The 16,623-nt window shown below is 35.8% G+C and carries 16 protein-coding genes; 12 read left to right on the forward strand and 4 right to left on the reverse strand.

Translation table 11 applies throughout. The features are described from left to right. Positions 1-8: 8 nt before the first annotated feature. A complete protein-coding gene (locus ACQKNZ_RS10620; RefSeq protein ID WP_427659597.1) occupies positions 9-1,646 on the reverse strand; it encodes an ABC transporter substrate-binding protein in 1,638 nt (545 codons plus the stop codon). A gap of 97 nt (positions 1,647-1,743) precedes the next feature. Between ACQKNZ_RS10620 and ACQKNZ_RS10625 the strand changes: the two genes are divergently transcribed. The 8 genes from ACQKNZ_RS10625 (at position 1,744) to ACQKNZ_RS10660 (ending at position 9,499) form a co-directional block, all read left to right on the forward strand. Next, the gene (locus tag ACQKNZ_RS10625) at positions 1,744-2,973 is read left to right on the forward strand and encodes an MDR family MFS transporter (protein ID WP_427659599.1); all 1,230 of its coding nucleotides are present in this window, start codon (positions 1,744-1,746) and stop codon (positions 2,971-2,973) included. Between the two features lie 282 nt (positions 2,974-3,255). Continuing rightward, the gene (locus ACQKNZ_RS10630; RefSeq protein ID WP_340863239.1) at positions 3,256-4,305 is read left to right on the forward strand and encodes a serine hydrolase domain-containing protein; all 1,050 of its coding nucleotides are present in this window, start codon (positions 3,256-3,258) and stop codon (positions 4,303-4,305) included. Next, positions 4,289-5,602 carry an extracellular solute-binding protein gene (locus tag ACQKNZ_RS10635; protein ID WP_144536124.1) on the forward strand — a complete coding sequence of 438 codons (1,314 nt, stop codon included), beginning with the start codon at positions 4,289-4,291 and terminating at the stop codon, positions 5,600-5,602. The genes ACQKNZ_RS10630 and ACQKNZ_RS10635 overlap by 17 nt, the downstream gene beginning before the upstream one ends. A gap of 20 nt (positions 5,603-5,622) precedes the next feature. After that, positions 5,623-6,564 (forward strand): carbohydrate ABC transporter permease, encoded by a 942-nt coding sequence (locus ACQKNZ_RS10640; RefSeq protein WP_427659602.1) that lies wholly within the window; start codon positions 5,623-5,625, stop codon positions 6,562-6,564. A 14-nt stretch (positions 6,565-6,578) separates the two neighbouring features. Further along, complete coding sequence (locus ACQKNZ_RS10645; RefSeq protein WP_144536128.1) at positions 6,579-7,406, forward strand: carbohydrate ABC transporter permease; 828 nt, start codon at positions 6,579-6,581, stop codon at positions 7,404-7,406. A gap of 71 nt (positions 7,407-7,477) precedes the next feature. Continuing rightward, positions 7,478-8,407 carry an N-acetylmuramic acid 6-phosphate etherase gene (murQ, locus tag ACQKNZ_RS10650; RefSeq protein WP_427659605.1) on the forward strand — a complete coding sequence of 310 codons (930 nt, stop codon included), beginning with the start codon at positions 7,478-7,480 and terminating at the stop codon, positions 8,405-8,407. 239 nt (positions 8,408-8,646) lie between these two features. After that, positions 8,647-9,057, forward strand: coding sequence for a hypothetical protein (locus ACQKNZ_RS10655; RefSeq protein ID WP_144536130.1), 411 nt, complete (start codon positions 8,647-8,649; stop codon positions 9,055-9,057). Positions 9,058-9,079: 22 nt separating this feature from the next. After that, positions 9,080-9,499 (forward strand): hypothetical protein, encoded by a 420-nt coding sequence (locus ACQKNZ_RS10660; protein ID WP_144536132.1) that lies wholly within the window; start codon positions 9,080-9,082, stop codon positions 9,497-9,499. Between the two features lie 102 nt (positions 9,500-9,601). Here ACQKNZ_RS10660 and ACQKNZ_RS10665 read toward each other — a convergent pair whose 3' ends face one another. Both ACQKNZ_RS10665 and ACQKNZ_RS10670 read right to left on the reverse strand, forming a co-directional pair. Then, on the reverse strand, positions 9,602-10,093 hold the full coding sequence (locus tag ACQKNZ_RS10665; protein ID WP_427659608.1) for an SRPBCC family protein: 492 nt from the start codon (positions 10,091-10,093) through the stop codon (positions 9,602-9,604). Positions 10,094-10,156: 63 nt separating this feature from the next. Then, positions 10,157-10,777 carry a zinc transporter family protein gene (locus ACQKNZ_RS10670; RefSeq protein ID WP_144536136.1) on the reverse strand — a complete coding sequence of 207 codons (621 nt, stop codon included), beginning with the start codon at positions 10,775-10,777 and terminating at the stop codon, positions 10,157-10,159. A gap of 252 nt (positions 10,778-11,029) precedes the next feature. Here ACQKNZ_RS10670 and ACQKNZ_RS10675 point away from each other — a divergent pair, with 252 nt between their 5' ends. Genes ACQKNZ_RS10675 through ACQKNZ_RS10690 form a run of 4 tightly spaced genes read left to right on the forward strand, consistent with a single transcriptional unit; the run spans position 11,030 to position 16,382 of the window. After that, the gene (locus ACQKNZ_RS10675; RefSeq protein WP_427659610.1) at positions 11,030-12,661 is read left to right on the forward strand and encodes a methylmalonyl-CoA mutase family protein; all 1,632 of its coding nucleotides are present in this window, start codon (positions 11,030-11,032) and stop codon (positions 12,659-12,661) included. Then, positions 12,648-14,810 carry a methylmalonyl-CoA mutase gene (gene scpA / locus ACQKNZ_RS10680; RefSeq protein ID WP_144536140.1) on the forward strand — a complete coding sequence of 721 codons (2,163 nt, stop codon included), beginning with the start codon at positions 12,648-12,650 and terminating at the stop codon, positions 14,808-14,810. The genes ACQKNZ_RS10675 and scpA overlap by 14 nt, the downstream gene beginning before the upstream one ends. Beyond that, complete coding sequence (meaB, locus tag ACQKNZ_RS10685; protein ID WP_342577075.1) at positions 14,810-15,901, forward strand: methylmalonyl Co-A mutase-associated GTPase MeaB; 1,092 nt, start codon at positions 14,810-14,812, stop codon at positions 15,899-15,901. Before scpA ends, meaB begins: the two co-directional genes overlap by 1 nt. Positions 15,902-15,941: 40 nt before the next feature. Beyond that, positions 15,942-16,382 carry a BrxA/BrxB family bacilliredoxin gene (locus tag ACQKNZ_RS10690; RefSeq protein WP_144536144.1) on the forward strand — a complete coding sequence of 147 codons (441 nt, stop codon included), beginning with the start codon at positions 15,942-15,944 and terminating at the stop codon, positions 16,380-16,382. A gap of 49 nt (positions 16,383-16,431) precedes the next feature. Here the strand turns inward: ACQKNZ_RS10690 and prli42 are convergent, their stop codons facing one another. Further along, complete coding sequence (gene prli42 / locus ACQKNZ_RS10695) at positions 16,432-16,527, reverse strand: stressosome-associated protein Prli42 (RefSeq protein WP_151109618.1); 96 nt, start codon at positions 16,525-16,527, stop codon at positions 16,432-16,434. Positions 16,528-16,623: the final 96 nt, after the last annotated feature.

Consider the following 16,623-nt stretch of genomic DNA (forward strand, 5'->3'; position numbering starts at 1 on the left):
AGCACATATCATGATTTAAATTGTATGTCTGGCTTGACCCATAGCTTTGAAAAATCAACATACCCGAAATGCTTTATATTTATGTTCATTAAATCAGAAGAAAAAGGAATTTGTCTTTTTGAATAATATAAAGGACATGCTAAAGAATCCTCTATTAACATCCGATCAATTTTTTTGTGCAAGGAAGTCCATTCTTCAAAAGGGGTATTAGCGTACTTTCTTAATACACATTGATATTTATCTTGTTTTCGTAAGACATTGGCTATAGGAGAATATCCATTAAGAAGAAAATGAAAAAAAGAATAACTTTGATTCATTTCAAATATTTCCCCATGTATGTATAAATCTACGTCATTATTTGAGTCCCTATTCATAAGATTGTCCTCAAAGGAAACTGTTTTAATCTCTACTGGAACACCATTCTTTGTAAGAATGCCTTTTAACCAAAGAGTAGGTTTGTTTGTATAATCTATTAATTTCAGTATTATAGGTCTCTTAAACTCAGGACGAGGTATATTGTTTAAACGATATTTTTTACTTATTCCAATTAAGCAACCTTCTTCATTGGGTAATAGCCTCTCATCGGCAGTATTTATTTCATTTCTGTATTTGGAAATTATGTAATGAAGATAGTGCCGTATTTCAATATCTAAATGTGGATTCATCAATACAATTCCAAAGCCCGAGTCACTTTTAATTGGAAAATAAGTTTGTTGAGCAGATGATGTGCGATAAACGTTCTCAAAATCTACTGGCACTTGAACAAATTCAATTTTATCTAAAAGAGGCCTTTCCCCATAGTAATCTTTAAAGACTACTAATGTAGTGATTGTTGGATTATTTTCTTCTACATAGTAACATCCCGTACCATAAATAAAATCCAAATGCTCCTTATAAATACTTGCATTCATACTTCCTAAAAGCTGTAGGCAGTAACTACAACCTGTTGGATAAGAGATATCTACTATTAATGGAGCAACAGCTTCTATTTTTTCAATTGGCTTACATAATACCGAAAATTGTATATTGTTTTTTAGTTTGCGAAGACATAATACGACATCTTCTGCGGTGAGAATAGAGCCGTCGTGAAAGGAGATATCTTTCTTTAGGTAAAGTCGAAGTTTGGTGTCTGTAATATCCCAACTGTGACAAAGTTCTGGAGAAACTATGCCGCTTTCATCCACAGAAACTAGACGATTATAAATCGTAGCGACCATATTGGCACTATGTGCGTCAGCAGATTTTAACGGATGAAGTGTAAGAAACGGGTTTTTTCTTGGAACAATGAGCTTATCGTCCATTTGCTGTACAAAGCCAAGTTTGTTTTGAAACTTTTTCATCAATCTTTGTCGACACTCTGTTGACCAATCATACATTAAGTATTTACTACTTATTTCTGCGCTTTCAATTTCTAAAATAAGCATGACTTGCTCCTCAAAGCAAGCTTCGACATCCTTTAACCACATTAATTGTGAAGAATTTCCTCTACCTTTTCCAGAGATGAACTTCATCCAGCCCTCAGAGCACCACTTCTGTATATACCTCTTTGTTTGCTTAGTGCTGAAACCTATTATATTTGCAATCTCTTCTTGCTTAATCTTACCTGAAGGGACAGTGTTCCAAAGGGTTAGCAATGAACGATCCATGTAAAACACCTCATTAAGTGGACAACTTATAAAAAAATGTCCATTTTTAAATTCAAAAGTCTAGTTTAATATACTAAATACAAAGGAGGTGTACAATATGAAATGGAAAAACTACCCACAAAATATTAAAGTTCGATTAATTACATCTTTTTTTAACAGAGCTGTTTCATCTGCTGTCATGCCTTTTATGGCATTGTTCTTTGCACAAGAGATGAGCAAAGTATGGGCCGGTTTATTTTTAATAGGCACAGTAGGAGTTAGTTTTCTTATCAGTCTTATTGGAGGATACATTTCAGACCGTCTACCAAGGAAGGGTTTATTAGTAATCACTTCATTTTTAAGTGGATGTATGTTTGTTTGTATGACAGTTAGCTTGTTGCCAAAATCGAATATCATTTGGCTGTTTGCAGCTGCATATACTATATATATTATTACAAGCAGCTTAGGAAGGCCTGCTATGCATGCATTAGTCATTGATTCAACTACTCCTGACAATCGTAAAGAGGTATATGCGTTAGATTATTGGTTAACTAATTTGTCTATGGCTATTGGGGCAGCATTAGGGGGATTACTATATTTAAACCACCAGATTGAATTGTTTATGTTATTATCATTCACTTCTTTATGCCTTCCGATAGCATATAAAATCTGGTTAATTAACGGACATAATAAGCTTTTGGAAAAGCAGCATCAGAATGTTTTTGTTGATTTAATACATAATTATAAAATTGCTTTTAAGGATAAACCATTTGTTCAGGTAGTTGTAGGTTCCATGTTTATTTTTGCTGCTGAATTTTCATTAAACAGTTATATAGGAGTTCGGTTAGCGGAAACTTTTAAGGCGGTTAATATAGGAGAGTTCGAGCTTGCAGGAGTTCGAATGTTAAGTCTGCTAAATATTGAAAACATGCTTTTAGTTGTTTGTTTAACATTTTTTATAAATAAAATTACTGATCGTTTCAGCAACAGGCATGTTCTGCTTATAGGTCTAGCTTTCTATAGCGTAGGATACATCACCATTACATCTGCTAACACATGGTATATACTTCTACTCTTTAACTTTATAGCTACGGTCGGTGAATTAATCTATTCTCCTGTTAGAAATGCAGAGCAAGCAAATATGATTCCAGCGGATAAAAGAGGATCGTACTCGGCGTTTTCCAATTTCTCTTTTAGCGGAGCAGAGCTAATTGCTCGTTCAACAATCATAATAGGGGCTTATTTAGTACCAACTATGATGTCTGTATACATAGGAATAATATTAATGATAGGAATCGGTTTGTTATATGCAGGTTTGTTTCGGAGAAAACTAGCTATAGTTGTTTAAATAATTTTAAAATGTATTTGTTCTATATCCTTCTAAGAAAACCTCACACCTTTGAAAGTGTGAGGTTTTTCGGTATATGTGTTACAGAAAAGTAGACTCTCCAACTGGATGATTGAATCAGAAAATCATTAGATCTCATCACTATCTCTTTATTGTTTTAAAAAATAAGTATAAATAAATTGATTAAAATAATATTTTAAAATTTTCATTGTTTCTTATAATTTTATTTTATATACTATAAATGTGAATTATCTGAAAATTTTGTGATAAGGGGGAGGTTTTATGCTAAGGGAAATTATACAGAAGTATATTGAGGAAGAAAAAATCCCAGGTGGAGTTATCCATGTTCAGCGTCATAAGAAAATTCTCTATAGGGATAGCTTCGGTTCTTTTATCACAAGAAATAACGAAAGACAACCTGTTACTTTTAGTACTCTCTTTGACATCGCTTCATTGACCAAGGTGGTTGCAACGCTTCCTGCATTCCTAGTGTTATTAGAAAGAAAACAATTATCTTTAAAGGATCCTGTTCAAAAATATATTTCCCAATTTCGTTATTCAGATATTAATATTGAACACCTTCTATATCATAATAGTGGACTACCAGCAGATTTATCTCCACCTGTTCAAAGGGATGAAAATAGAAAAATTTTAGAAGAGATACTAACAGTTGTTCCACTTTTTAAGCCAGAAAAAGAAGTTGTTTATAGTGATTTAGGGATGATTTTGTTAGGGAAAATTATTGAGGAGGTTTCTGGAGAAGTTTTCGATACATTCGTAGCAAAGGAAGTTCTAACACCAATGGGAATGCATCAAACAATATTTAATCCTAAGGGAGAGATAAGAAATCTAATAGCAACTACTGAAAAGATAAATGATTGCTTTATTCAAGGTGTGGTCCATGATGAAAAAGCATTTTTGTTAAATGGAGTTTCTGGTAGTGCTGGATTATTTTCATGTCTAGACGACCTCGTCCACTATGCACAGTTTTGGTTGAATATTTCAGAGCAATCTGTGTTTGATCCTGTTTGGTTACAAAATTGCCATCAAAACACTTTTAAGCACAGAGGCTTAGGATTTGAAGTATGGAATGGTATAGATACAGAAGTAACCATTAATAGCAGTTGGTCCAGAGGTTCGTTCGGGCATACAGGTTTTACTGGAACCTCGGTATGGATGGATCCAAAGGAGGAACTGTTTGTAGTATTACTAACTAATGCTATCCATTACGGGAGGGATGCGCCAAAGAAGGAATTTAGGCAGGCAATTCATAAAAGCGTTTACGACATGTATATCAAAAAAGGGGCGTATAAAAATGAAACAATGGATTAAAAATGGACTCTTAGTCCTTACAATCATGTTATTAACTTTTGTCATGGCTGCTTGCGCAGATGACAAAGATAATGATTCTTCATCAACAGGCTCTGAAAATGGTGGAGATAAGATAACTACATCAGCAGAAAAGGAAACAATAAATTTGACCATTGGCAGTTGGAGAACCGAAGATGTTTCTAAGTATGAAAAAGTAATTGCTCTTTTTAACGAAACGCATCCAGAAATAAAAGTAGAATTCAGTCCCACTAAAAATACGGAATATAATACAGTTTTAAATACTGCTTTACAAGCTGGAGAAGGTCCGGATATTTTTCACTTGCGTCCATATGGTGCTGGTTTAAAGCTAGTGGATGCTGGATTCGTTGAGCCGATTACTGGCTTAGAAGGGTTAAATCAATACTCGGAGGAATTCTTGGCAGCCTCTCGAGGAACAGACGGAGAGCAATATGGTGTGCCATTAAACATTAGCTCTACTCAATTTTTTTATAACAAAAAAATATTTGCTGAACAAGGAATTGAAGTTCCAACAACTTGGGATGAGTTCATAGCGGTCAATGAAAAACTTCTAAAAGCAGGAGTAACCCCAATTGCTATGGGTACTAAAGAAGGCTGGTTACTATCATTAACACATGGAATCTTAGGGGCAGGAGTTATGGATGGTAATTCGTTTGCAGATAAACTTGTAAAAGGAGAAACAGATTTTGCTGACCCTTCATTTATAGAGTCAATCAAAGCAATGAATGATTTAAAGAAATATTTCCCAGCAAACTCTGAGGGCTTAGGTATGGACGATATTCGAACATTGTTCGCAATGGAACAAGCAGCAATGTTTCCGCTTGGTAGTTGGGAAATACCTGTCATAAACGATTTAAATGGAGATTTGGATTACGGTTATTTTGCAATGCCTTCTAAAGAAGGAAATCAAACAGTAACTTCGTGGGTAGATGGTTCCTTTGCTATTAATGCTAATTCTAAAAACAAAGATGCTGCTAAAGAGTTCCTACAATTTCTAACAACTAAGGAATTTGGAGAGCTATTTGTTAAAGAATTTAATATGATTAGCGCGATTCCCGGAATTAGCTCTGAAAATGAACTTCTTAGTGAGTTAAGTAAAGAGGTGGAATCCAAATCGACACCATATTACTGGGTTATCAATTTTGCCGGTGGAGATCCAACGACAAAAACTGTTTTAGAAACTGAACTTCAAGGAATGTATTTAGGTCAAGTAACACCTGAGGAAGTAGCGGATAAGGTACAGAAAAGTGCTGAATCTTGGTTTACACCTTTCCAATAATAAAAAGGAGGCTGTGATAAATGTCAGAAAAAACAGCTCCAATAAAACGATCAAAGAAGGGAAAAGGGTGGACTATACACCTTTTTCCTATCCCTATATTAATCATTTATGGGATGTTTGTACTTTATCCTATACTGGCTGCATTATCCTACAGCTTTTTCTCCTTTAAGGGGTTTTCTAGAGATGCTTTTGTTGGCTTAGACAATTTTGTCACTCTATTTACTACGGAGCCTTATGGTTCTATGTTCTGGAACGCTTTTTCACATAATGTACTTTACTTTTGTATTCAAATGGTTGTAATGAATGGATTAGCGTTTTTATTAGCTTTTATCATCTACAAAAAAGTAAAGGGAGCAGAATTTTTTAAGGTTGCCTTTTTCTTACCACGGTTGCTATCTGTAATCGTTGTAGGTTTCTTATGGAAGTTAATATTAAACCCAAATTTCGGAACTTTAAATCTTATATTGGGAAAGCTTGGATTAGAAAATCTGCAAAGAGCTTGGCTAGGTGAACAAGAAACTGCTTTAATCTCTATTATTTTAGTAAACTGTTGGTTTGGTTTGGGTTTTGGAGTTCTCATATTTTTAGCTGGTTTTCAAAATATCCCAGGGGAATTGATTGAAGCTGCCAAGCTAGATGGAGCAAAAGGCTTTACGATGTTAAGAAAAATATTCATTCCATTGATGATTCCTTCTATCTTCATCATGACGGTCTTAACTTTTATCCAATCATTTGAGGCATTTGAGCTGATATATGCTATGCAGGGCTCGATGGGTGAGCCGTATTATTCAACAGATACACTGGCTGTTTTCTTTTATAGGTTAGCCTTTGGTAGTTCTACAGCTTCTAGTTCTACTGCAATTGGTCTAGGTTCAGCCCTTGCGACTGTTTTGTTTTTCTTCATATTAATATGTACAATGATTTTCTTGAAGTTTATGAATAAAAAAGAAGTCCAAATGTAAGAGGGTGAAAAAGTATGGAGAAAAATTCAATTTGGATTAGGCCAATCTATTATGTAATTATGTTTGCTGTTGCCACGATAAGTTTGTATCCAATCTTTTTAATGTTTCTTTCCTCCTTCAAATCGAGTGCAGAAATATTTAAGAATCCTTTAGGACTACCTACGAGCTTCAGCTTAGATACTTATAGAACACTCTTAAGTAAAATACCTTTTGATCAGTATTTTATAAACAGTGTTATTGTAAGTGTCACCTCTGTAGTACTAGTGGTGATTTTTTGTTCATTAGCTGCTTTTTATATCGCCCGTTTCAATTTTAGCTGGAACAATGCAATTTTCTTTTTATTTTTATTGGGCATGATGATACCAATAAAACTAGGAATTGTACCATTATTTATATTAATGCGTGATCTTGGTCTAATTAACTCCTTGTGGTCCTTAATCTTTATGAATATAGCAACCGGTACCCCTATTACGATGCTTATATTAACTGGCTTTTTCAGGACTTTGCCTTTGGAGTTAGAGGAGGCTGCTAGAATTGATGGGGCAGGCAACCTACGCACTCTATGGCATGTCCTTCTTCCTCTCATGAGACCTGCATTAGGAACTGTTGTCATTATTAACTTCATCGCTTCTTGGAATGACTTCTTCTTCCCGCTTATTTTTATAACGGAGAAAGCAAAGATGACAATTCCTGTTGGTATGCTCTCTCTTTTTGGTGAGCATTCTGCTGATTGGGGCTCATTGTTTGCTGGTCTGACTCTAGCATCCTTACCAATGATGGTTCTATTCTTAATAGCATCTAAGCAGTTTATGGAAGGATTAACGGCGGGAGCAGTGAAGTAATTTGATTAGTGAGTGTTTGTACAAACTCCAGAAATGCAAATAAATATATTGGTTGAATAAATGTAAAATCAATGGAAGGTTTGACATTAATGATTCAATTGGAGAAATTATCAACAGAGCGACATAACCCTAAAACAACGGAATTAGACATGATGTCTGTCACTGAAATTCTTCACATAATGAATGAAGAGGATCAAAAAGTAGCGAATGCAATAACAAGGATCTTACCAAAAATAGAAAGTGCGATAGAGATAGTATATGAAAAGCTCACTGCCCAAGGAAGACTATTTTATATGGGAGCTGGAACTAGTGGCCGATTAGGCTTGCTTGACGCGGTTGAATGCCCTCCAACGTTTAATACTGATCCAAATATGGTTCAGGCTGTATTAGCTGGAGGTTTAGATGCAGTCATGGTTGCAGTAGAGGGGGCAGAGGATAACTTTGATTTAGGAATAGCAGACTTAATGAATAGGAAATTTAGTTCTAATGATGTTGTTATTGGGATCGCAGCTAGTGGGAGAACTCCATATGTAGCAGGTGGACTTTCTTATGCCCAATCAATTGGTGCAAAAACAATTAGTTTAACTAGTAATACTGAATCTTTGATTAGCACGTATGCAGATGTTGCAATCGAAGTCGATACAGGTCCCGAGATTTTGACAGGCTCAACTAGACTAAAGGCAGCGACAGCACATAAAATGGTGCTAAATATGATTTCTACTGTAGCTATGATAAGGCTCGGGAAAGTATACAAAAACCTCATGGTGGATGTACGTGCGAGTAATCATAAGCTTCAAGAAAGGGCAAAAAAAATTGTTTGTGAGGCCACAGGTTTTACATATGAAGAAGCCGAGCTAGCATTAGAAGAAACCGAATATAATGTTAAACAAGCTATTATTATGATATTAACCAAGACAAGTGCACAAGAAGCTACAATATTGCTTCAAAAGGCAAACGGTAAAGTAAGGTTAGCGATTATTGAAGGTGGAGCGGAAGAGTAGCCCATTTCAAACAAACAAAAAACAGATAGAATTTCTAGGGATAAATCATTAACTTTTTCTATATTCATATAATCATAGCTAACAACTTTAATATACTATAGAACTTTTATACCTCCCTTTTCTTAGGGAGGTTTTTGTTATTTATGAAATCCCAAGTATTAGCGTAGCGAATGTTTTATCGACATTAATCGTATATATAAGTAGCGTGGTAATTATTCTTCAGAAGGATGTGTAAATAGATGAAACTGATTTCTAGAACACCGTCCTCTAAAAGAGGATATGGTATTTTTTTAATAGTCCTTGTTTTTGTTATTGTTTTAAGCATTGTTTGGTTGATGAAAAAAGAAGACACTCAGAGTTCTGTCGATTTATCGGAGAGCATCAAATTAGCTGCTATATCCATATTAGAGAAAGATCCTAATATAACGGATTTCACGATTGATAATATTAAACAAAGTCATAGAAACAATGAATCAGAAGAGGTGTATATACTTACATTCTCCATTAAACCGATAGATCCAGCAAATTTCATATTAACTGGAGGAGGGGTAAAGGGGGAGAATGGTTGGATACACGAACGTGTCAATTATGTGACAGTCAAGGATAGTGAGACATTAGTTTTTAGTTCTAATCCATCGGAAGACCATTAGCAAGGAAAGGAGAAGCATGCCCATGAAGTTAATATCAACCACTCCCTATCAAAAAATAGTAATGTTAAAATTAACTTTATTGATGCTATGTTTTTTCGTAATTATTGCTGTTCCTTTTTGGTTTTTCTTTTTAAGAGGTGGATCAGAAGAAGATGAATTAAGAGAAAGAATTACAGAAACGGCAAAAGAAATTTTGAAAAGTGATGAAATTATAAATGAATTTACTCTGGATAATTTGGAGCTAAGTTATACAACTGATTCTTCTGAAGATGTATATAGATTGGAGTTTTCTGTAAAGACCATTAATCCGGATAGCTTTATCTTAGCAGGGAGAGGGGTTAGAGGAGAGGATGGATGGGTACATCAGCTTGAAAATTACATAACCGTCAGGAATGATAATAGTCTTGTGTTTAGTACCGTTCCTGAAGATGATGGTCATTAACTACAGTTACTTAGCATTGTACACTGTCATCCAAATCCTGATAATTTTATATACGTATGTTGTTATACTTGGCAAAATAGTAGTTTAAATGTCTCTTTATACTCAATTCTTTTCCTCGAGTGGTTCGCAGCAAAGATTACCGTTTCTTTTTTCAAGCTCTGATTTTAAACTGCTTAGAACATTATCATGCCAATATAAAGCCTCATTCCAATCTTCTGTTTTAGAATATCCGCTATGAATAAGATTTATCTTTGTTAAATTTGTTTCATTTTCTTCTAATGTAATTTCAATAATAGTCAGGTTGTCTTCCACATTCATGATTTCAGCAAATGAATCGGGAGCCTTCCACGTAAACATTAGTTTTTGCCTTTCAACTAGATCGATTATTTTGCATCCCTTTGTATTCATTTGCTTGAGATTTCCAGGTATAAAATAAAGTTCATACTTCCCACCTATACAAGGATCTATAATGGCAGTTGGAGCGAACCATTGAGATACAATATTATTATTCATCCATGCATTCCATACAATGTCTATAGAAGATTCTACATGTAAGTCTTTTTTTATTTGAACTATCTCCGTATCATTCTTCATTTTCGAACCTCCTAATCTTTTATATTTTAATATCATTTTAACTATACTGAATAGTTAATAATATTATTTGTTTGATGGGAAAATAAATTCTTTCCAACTTGTTAGACCAATTAAACAAATAGAAATTCCTATCAATACCCCTTGTATTCTCGGAGCTATGAAAATGTCCTTTCCGATCCACATGAAGAATATAGAACAGACGGATAGGGAGAGGAAACAAACTAATAAAGACATTAGTTTCTTTTTACGGAGTAAGAAAAGACTAGTGAGTGCAAAGCCCTCTGGAATATGGTGTAAGATGGTAGAAGTAGTAATCGCGATTGGAAACATTTGATTGTTAAGCAACGAACCAAGAGTTAGGCTTAAAGGAATAGTATGTAAAAATAGTCCGAAAATCAATGGAGTCATAGAGCTCACATGCTTCTTTTCGTTATGTGAGTGAAGAACCGTTAGGCTATAAAAGAAATAACCAATGATAAATCCTAGAAGCAAACTTAGTTTTTCATAGGATTCAAGGGATTCTGGAATAATCTCAAAAACTAATAGACCGACCAATAATAATCCACACAATAACCCTAATGCTCTATTAAACTTCTGATGGAACATTTCATATGCTAAAAGAGCAATGGTTCCTCCACTGACAAGACTAATAAATAAAAGTATACCCATAAAGACAAATATCATATTTTACCTCTTTCGTTTAAGTTTGATAACATAATGAAATGAGCTTATATAAGGCTATATTAAAATTATATGTATGTTCGTTAGCGAGCAGAAGGAGAGTTAAATTGCTTAAAGAATTTAATATCCTGAATAAAGGTTACTTTCTGACAAGGGACAAAATCACTTTATTACCATGAAGCACTCATGTAGAATAGAAATATAACAATAATTATACAAGGGGGAAGCGAAAGCGTTCATATGACTATAAACGACATGAAGCAAACCAATTTTACCGAAGCAAGCTTTGCTGATTGGGAGCAGGCTGCAAATAAGTCATTAAAGGGAAAATCGTTGGAATCTTTGGAAACTAAAACTTTAGAAGATATTATTTTGAAACCGCTTTATACATTGGCAGACTTAACAAATATTTCTTTAGACCAAACTAATACAGTAAGACATTCTAAAGAAACTGCTAATTGGAAGGTCGCGCAGCACTCTACAGGAAACACAGCTGAAGAAATTATTGTAGATATGAAGGAAAACCTATCTAAAGGAAATGATTTGATCAATTACAAGGTTGATGCTATTCATGAATGGAGTCCTTTTCAAATAGAAGAACTAAAAATACTGTTCCAAGAACATGAGGTATTATTGGATGTTACAAATAATTCTAGTTTTCTGGATCACTTTGACGAATTACATGGCTTTATAATTGGAGCCGACAGAAAGCTTACAGGTGCTAGATCATTACATTTAGACGGCACCCAACTACATAAGGCTGGTGGAGACGTAGTTAGTGAACTAGCAAGTGTATTAGTTCAAGCAGATACACTAGCACATTTAAATGGTATTGAAAAACTAGAAGAAAAGGCATTTGTGCAATTTTCTATCGACACAAATTTCTTTATGGAAATTGCTAAGTTGAGAGCATTTAGAGTACTTTGGAAGGCTTTTGGCGAAGCCTTTGGAAAAGAAAATATCAATGCTATCCCAGTTTATACTGAAACTTCTCTACGCTCTTTTTCGGCTCTAGATTCTAATGTAAACCTATTGCGTGCAGGTAATAGTATATTGTCTAGCGTTTTGGGCGGTGCAGATATAGTTTCTAGCTATCCACATAATTATCTTTCCGAGATAACTCCAACTTCAAAGCGCATTGCCCGTAACATGCAGCTTGTTTTAAAGGAGGAAACACATATTCAACGTGTTATTGATGCCGCGGGTGGTTCTTACTATATTGAGTCATTGACTAAGCAATTGGTTGAGAAGACTTGGGCATATTTTATAGATTTAATGAAGGACAGCTCTCCAGAATCGAGGGAAAGTATGTTGCTGCAACGTGCTTCAGAGAAATGGGAGCTACAGCTAAAAGCAGTATCAACCCGTAAAAAATCTCTCATCGGTACGAATAATTACGCTAATCCAGAGGACGGACTGGAGGAAATTGTTATACAATCCGACTATAGACGATTGGCAGAACCATTTGAGCATTTGCGCAAAGCTTTTAAGCAATATCAGCTAAAAGCGGCTATACTTCCATATGGAGTTTTGAAGGAGTATAAACCAAGAATGGATTATATTAATGGCTACTTGAATGCCATTGGAATAACTCCAGTTATCGCACAAGAGAATTTAAAACCATTTGATTTACAACAATGGATTAACAATGAAAATATTCAATATGCGATTTTTGTCGGAAGTGATGAGCAGACAGCTGGACTAGTGCCTGCTTTATTAAACGAAAAGCTATCCGTACCGTTAGATGTAGCGGGGAAATTTGCAGAGTATGATGATTGGCTTGAGGCTGGTCTATCTGGATCTATTTATGCGGGCCAATCAATGCTTGTAAAAGGAAAGGAATTATTAGCATTAGCTCAAAAGGAGGGCTCACATGACAACGCCTAATTACGAAGCTGTGTCTATAGATGACGTATTAAAAAAAGCAGTAGGAAAGCATGCAGAAAATGACAACACATCTTTTGTGTCCAATGAAGGTATAAAATTGAAGAAAGAATATACAAAGGAGGATATAGAAAAGTTAAAACATTTAAATGATTTACCTGGTATAGCTCCTAATACACGTGGACCCTATCCTACTATGTATGTTTCTAAACCTTGGACAGTACGACAGTATGCAGGGTTTTCAACTGCGGAAGAAAGTAATGCATTTTATAGAAGAAACTTAGCTATGGGACAAAAGGGTTTGTCGGTTGCATTCGATTTGGCAACCCACAGAGGTTATGATTCCGATCATGAGCGAGTGACAGGTGACGTTGGTAAAGCAGGTGTGGCAATTGATTCGGTTGAGGATATGAAAATTCTATTTGATGGTATTCCTTTAGACCAAATGTCTGTATCAATGACGATGAACGGCGCAGTGCTGCCCATTATGGCTTTTTATATTGTAACTGCCGAGGAACAAGGTGTAACTCCAGAACAGCTTGCTGGTACAATTCAAAATGATATTTTAAAAGAATATATGGTGCGTAATACTTATATTTATACACCGGAAATGTCCATGAAAATAATCTCTGATATTTTTGCATACACTGCACAGCATATGCCAAAGTTCAACTCTATTTCCATATCCGGATATCATATGCAGGAAGCAGGAGCCACTGCAGACATTGAGTTAGCGTATACACTTGCAGATGGATTAGAATATGTTCGTACAGGTATAAAAGCAGGAATTGAGATAGATTCTTTTGCTCCAAGACTTTCTTTCTTTTGGGCAATCGGTATGAACTACTTCATGGAAATAGCTAAAATGAGAGCGGCTAGAAGAATATGGGCTCAAATGATGAAGAGCTTTAATCCTAAAAATCCAAAAACCTTAGCTTTACGTACCCACTCGCAGACATCTGGATGGAGTCTCACTGAGCAGGATCCATTTAACAATGTGACACGTACACTTGTGGAAGCAAATGCTGCTGCGATGGGACATACTCAATCGTTGCATACTAACGCTTTAGATGAAGCAATAGCTCTTCCTACAGATTTTTCGGCGAGAATAGCTAGAAATACACAGCTTTTCTTACAAGAAGAAACAAATATGACAAAAGTTATAGATCCGTGGGGCGGTTCATATTATGTAGAAGCATTAACAAATGAATTAATGGAAAAAGCATGGACATTAATAGAAGAAATTGAAGAATTGGGTGGAATGGCAAAAGCAATTGAAACGGGACTGCCTAAGATGAAAATTGAAGAAGCTGCTGCTAAAAAACAAGCACAAATAGATTCATCCAAAGAGATTATCATAGGGGTAAATAAGTACCGCCTAGATCAAGAGGATGCAATCGATATTTTGAATATCGATAATACTGTCGTTCGTCAAAAACAAATGGAACGCTTGGCAAGTGTAAAAGCTAATCGAGATGAGAAATCAGTTAAGGAAGCTCTATTAGCTTTAACGGAAGCTGCTAAAACAGGCAAAGAGAATCTTTTAGCTGCAGCTGTAAATGCCGCTCGACAAAGAGCGACCATAGGAGAAATATCGGATGCAATTGAGGTAGTTGCAGGGAGACATAAGGCGGTGATTCGCTCCGTGAGTGGAGTTTATAGTGCTAATTTTAGTGATGCTGAAGAAATTCAATCAGTGAAGCAAATGGCAGAAGATTTTAAAGAAAACGAGGGAAGACGTCCTCGTATTTTAATCGCCAAAATGGGACAAGATGGACATGACCGTGGTGCTAAGGTAATCGCAACCGCATTTGCTGACTTAGGTTTTGATGTAGATATTAGTCCATTATTCCAAACTCCTGCTGAAACAGCACAACAGGCAGTAGAAAATGATGTGCATGTAGTAGGAGTAAGTTCTCTTGCCGCAGGGCATATGACCCTCGTTCCATCCTTAAAAGAGGAACTTGCAAGACTAGGACGTGAAGATATTTTAATCGTCGTTGGTGGAGTGATCCCAGCGCAAGACTATGCTTTTTTACGTGAGAATGGTGCTTCAGCTATTTTTGGTCCAGGAACAGTTATTCCAGTTGCAGCTCAAAAGGTTATAGAGGAGATCTATAAACGTCTTGGCTACGAGGAAGTGGAAGGCTAATGGCTGATGAGGATAAAGTAACATCTTCTCTACATGTCAAGGGTGGTATTATATCTCAGCACGATGGTATGGGCAAGTCCTCTGTAAAAAAGTTTTCAAAGAAGAAATCTCTTACTATTGACATTCAGAGTTACAATCACGAGATTCAAGCAGGCTCACGCTTACATTTAGCAAAGGCAATTACATTTATTGAAAGCACTTCCTCGGAACAACAAGAGATAGGTCAACAAATTTTGAAAATGTTGCTTCCATACACAGGAAATAGTATACGCATTGGTATTACTGGGGTGCCTGGTGTAGGAAAAAGTACTTTCATAGAAGCATTCGGAAAAATGTTATGTGATTTAGGTCATAAAGTAGCTGTATTAGCAATAGATCCTAGTTCCTCCCTCACCGGAGGAAGTATACTAGGGGATAAAACAAGGATGGAAGAGCTAGCCAAGCATCCGAATGCTTTTATAAGGCCATCTCCTTCAGCGGGAACACTTGGTGGAGTGCATAAAAAGTCTAGAGAGACTATGCTACTATGTGAGGCTGCCGGCTATGACATCATACTAGTCGAAACAGTAGGAGTAGGACAAAGTGAAACGATTGTTCGAGGGATGGTAGACTTCTTCCTTCTTCTAGCCTTAACAGGAGCTGGTGACGAACTTCAAGGGATGAAGAAAGGCATAATGGAGCTCGCTGATGCAATCGTTGTCAATAAAGCAGATGGACATAACGAAAGTTTAGCTAAAAAAACGGTTGCAGAATATAAACAAATATTGCATTTCCTAGCACCTTCCGCTCCGAATTGGACAACACCAGCACTCGCTGTATCCTCTCTACACAAAAAGGGGCTGGACCTTGTATGGGAAACCATTAAGAGCTTCGAAGGAAAGATGACACAACAGCATTTCTGGCAAAATAGAAGAAAAGAGCAAACTGTAAATTGGTTCAATGAGATGATAGTGAATCGTTTATATGATGACTTTTTTTCTTCCATTCAGAGAAAGCAGAGGATGAAACTGTTAGAACAGCAAGTGAGAGAAGAGAAAATGACTGTTTCGCAAGCGATTGAGGAGTTATTTTCCTCGAATTCTTATCAATAATCTGATAAACTAAATCTAGTTTGAAAAGGAGAGTTGTAAAATGAATATGGATTTTAACTTACTAATGAATGATATGATTATACAAGCGCGTAGTGAAATGGAAAATAGTGGCTATGAACAACTAACTACCCCAGAAGAAGTGGAAGCTGCTTTTGCTAGAACAGGTACAACTCTTGTTATGGTAAACTCAGTTTGTGGTTGTGCTGGAGGGATTGCTCGTCCTGCTGCAGCAAACGCTGTACATTACGATAAACGCCCAGATCATTTAGTAACTGTTTTTGCAGGACAAGATAAACTAGCTACACAACAAGCACGTAATATGTTTGGAGACGAACATTTACCTTCTTCTCCATCATTTGTTTTATTAAAAGATGGACAAGCAGTTGCTGAAATTGGTCGTCATGAAATAGAAGGTCACGCACCAACTTCTGTTATTACTCATCTTCAAGCATTATTCGAAGAGTATTGCGAGGAAGTCTAATACAAAAAAACAGCGGAAGCATAAATTGCTACCGCTGTTTTTAAATTTCCTATAGGACGAAGCTCAGACCGAACAATAATGTGGACATTACCATTACAAATATCATGAGATAAACGATAATCTTACGAAATGTTTGATTGCGCATTAATTTCTCTCCTTTAGCTTGTAATCCTATTTTATCAAAATTGAAAAAATGCACAAGAGGTAGAGATTTTTTTTTGTAATATATGTACAATAGTAT

This window comes from Psychrobacillus sp. NPDC093200, assembly GCF_050280345.1.
Lineage (GTDB): Bacteria > Bacillota > Bacilli > Bacillales_A > Planococcaceae > Psychrobacillus > Psychrobacillus faecigallinarum.